This is a genomic window from Pseudomonas sp. GXM4 (assembly GCF_008923895.1).
GTDB lineage: Bacteria > Pseudomonadota > Gammaproteobacteria > Pseudomonadales > Pseudomonadaceae > Aquipseudomonas > Aquipseudomonas atacamensis.
Genome location: NZ_WBRZ01000452.1, coordinates 1 through 2261 on the forward strand (window position 1 = coordinate 1; position 2261 = coordinate 2261).

Below are 2261 nucleotides of genomic sequence, written 5' to 3' on the forward strand. Positions count from 1 at the left end.
CGACGCTCTCTAAAGTATGCGGTGGAGAAAGCGCATACTGTTATTGCCAATTCGGTAGCTCTTAGAGAGTACATACTTCCGAAAAATCGCAATACGGTGCTTCTGCCCGCTTTTTTTGATTTTTCATTACTTTCTGGTTGCGAAGTAAGTACGGACTCGGAATATCGTATCGGATTTGCTGGCAGCCCATCGCGTGATGCAGATCTGGATATTCTCAAGGACGTGATCCCTCATATACTCGCGAAAAGGAGCAATGTGGTTTTTGAGTTTGTCGGCTGCATACCCAGCTGGTTGACGCAGGGGGGCAGAGTAAGATTTTTTGGGCATATGAATAGCTATGCTGAATATATAAACTTTCAAGTACAACGCGGGTGGAAAATTGGTCTCGCTCCGCTTGATAACAAAAATTCTAATAAGTATAAAACGAACAACAAATATCGTGAGTACTCTGCATTTCGATGTGCCGGGATTTATACGCAATCTGAAAGTTACGTAGGTTCTGTAGTGGATGGTGTAACCGGATTATTTATTGAATCTAACACTGCGGCAAGCTGGATCGCTGCTATCGAACGTTATTTGGATGATGAGGCGAGTAGGGCTACCATTGCTGACAACGCATACAATGACGTGCTTCGCCGGTTTGATATCGCCACTGTAGCTGCGCAATGGACCGCTCTTTTTCAAGTGGGCGGAAGATTAATGAATAGCAGCACGATACAGCCTGTTCGTATTTCAACTTGGGGCGGATTCGTCAGGCGCTTGTCCCATTATTGGTTGTTGGTTGAAATTTCCATGTATGAGGGCGGTATTAAATTGACTATTGCCAGAGTGCTTAATAAATTTTTGCGCTACTTTCATTTTAAAGGGCCGCGCTAGGCTGGCTGGTACACTTTTCGTGTGTATATATCGAAGAGGCTTGAGTTGTAGACTTGCCCGTACTTTTTTGCATCTTCTCAGCTCCGGAAAATCCAGATCAGGGTCTACCGTATCGGGTTGCGAGAATGTTCTGAGATGATTGCTCAGTAATTTCTCCTGCACGCTTTTCGTGATAAATTGAGCCTTTGCTCCCCCCGAATCGGTTAAAAATGCCAAAAAAAATACTTGTCACCGGTGCGACAGGATTTCTTGGAAGGTCCTTGGTTCAGCATTTTGCCACTTTTCCAGATATTTCCATTGTGGCTCCGCTCCGTAATGTCAGAGGTAAGTTACCAGAAATAGTAACGGTTACTCGTGTATCGGATATCAGTGACGATACCGACTGGCGAGAGTCTCTAACTGGTGTGGATGTTGTTGTACATGCTGCGGCGCGAGTGCATGTCATGCAAGAAGACTCGGCACAATCGATTGAAGAGTTTCGCACGGTTAATGTCAAAGGAACACTTTGTCTGGCACGGCAGGCCGTCGCGGCCGGTGCCAAAAGGTTCATCTATATTAGTTCTATCAAGGTTAATGGCGAAGCTACTCTGCTCGGCCATGCCTTTAGTGCCGGCGACACTCCGCTCCCATCAGATGCTTATGGAATCTCCAAATACGAAGCAGAGCAACAACTAATGCAGCTTGCCCAGACAGGCGCAATAGAAGTTGTAATCATCCGCCCGGTACTAATTTATGGTCCAGGTGTAAGTGCGAACTTTCGTCAAATGATGCACTGGCTCACGAAGGGCATTCCAATGCCTTTCGGATCTGTTCACAACCTGCGAAGTCTCGTTTCCCTCAATAACGTCGTTGATTTGGTCACTAGGTGTGTCGATCATCCTCGTGCCGCAAACCAAGTGTTTCTGGTCAGTGATGATGAAGATGTTTCTACAACCCAATTGATGCAACGTCTTCTGACTTTCTTGGGTAGAAAAACCTGGCTCATACCCGTTCCTGTTTCGCTATTGAAGTTCTTCGCTAAATTGGTGGGGCGAGGTGCAGTCGCTCAGCGGCTTTTCGGCTCGCTACAGGTCGATATCAAGAAGAACCGAGAGTTGTTAGGCTGGCGTCCGCCCTTCACCCTGGATGAGGGTTTGAAGGCAACGGCCGAGCATTTTCTGGAGTCTCGCAAAAGATGAGTTACGGATATTTCATTCCATTGGTTTTCGGTATTTCTTTTTTGCTGACTGCTGTTTTGCGCCGGTATGCGATATCTCGGAGTCTGATAGATGTTCCCAATGCACGCAGCTCTCATGTTGTGGCTACGCCACGCGGTGGCGGTGTAGCAGTTGTTGTTGCATTTATCTTGTCCATGGGTGTTCTGTTTTTTACGGATTTGATTTCCG

The 2261-nt window shown here is 46.7% G+C and carries 2 protein-coding genes and 1 pseudogene; all 3 read left to right on the plus strand.

The window, feature by feature from the left end:
* On the plus strand, positions 1 to 876 hold an 876-nt coding region (locus F8N49_RS27295), incomplete at its 5' end, for a glycosyltransferase (RefSeq protein WP_151553276.1).
* Between the two features lie 209 nt (positions 877 to 1085).
* Positions 1086 to 2054, plus strand: coding sequence for an SDR family oxidoreductase (locus F8N49_RS27300; RefSeq protein ID WP_071173157.1), 969 nt, complete (start codon positions 1086 to 1088; stop codon positions 2052 to 2054).
* A pseudogene (locus tag F8N49_RS28135) lies at positions 2051 to 2261 on the plus strand (glycosyl transferase); the annotation flags it as partial. The gene F8N49_RS27300 and the pseudogene F8N49_RS28135, both read left to right, overlap by 4 nt.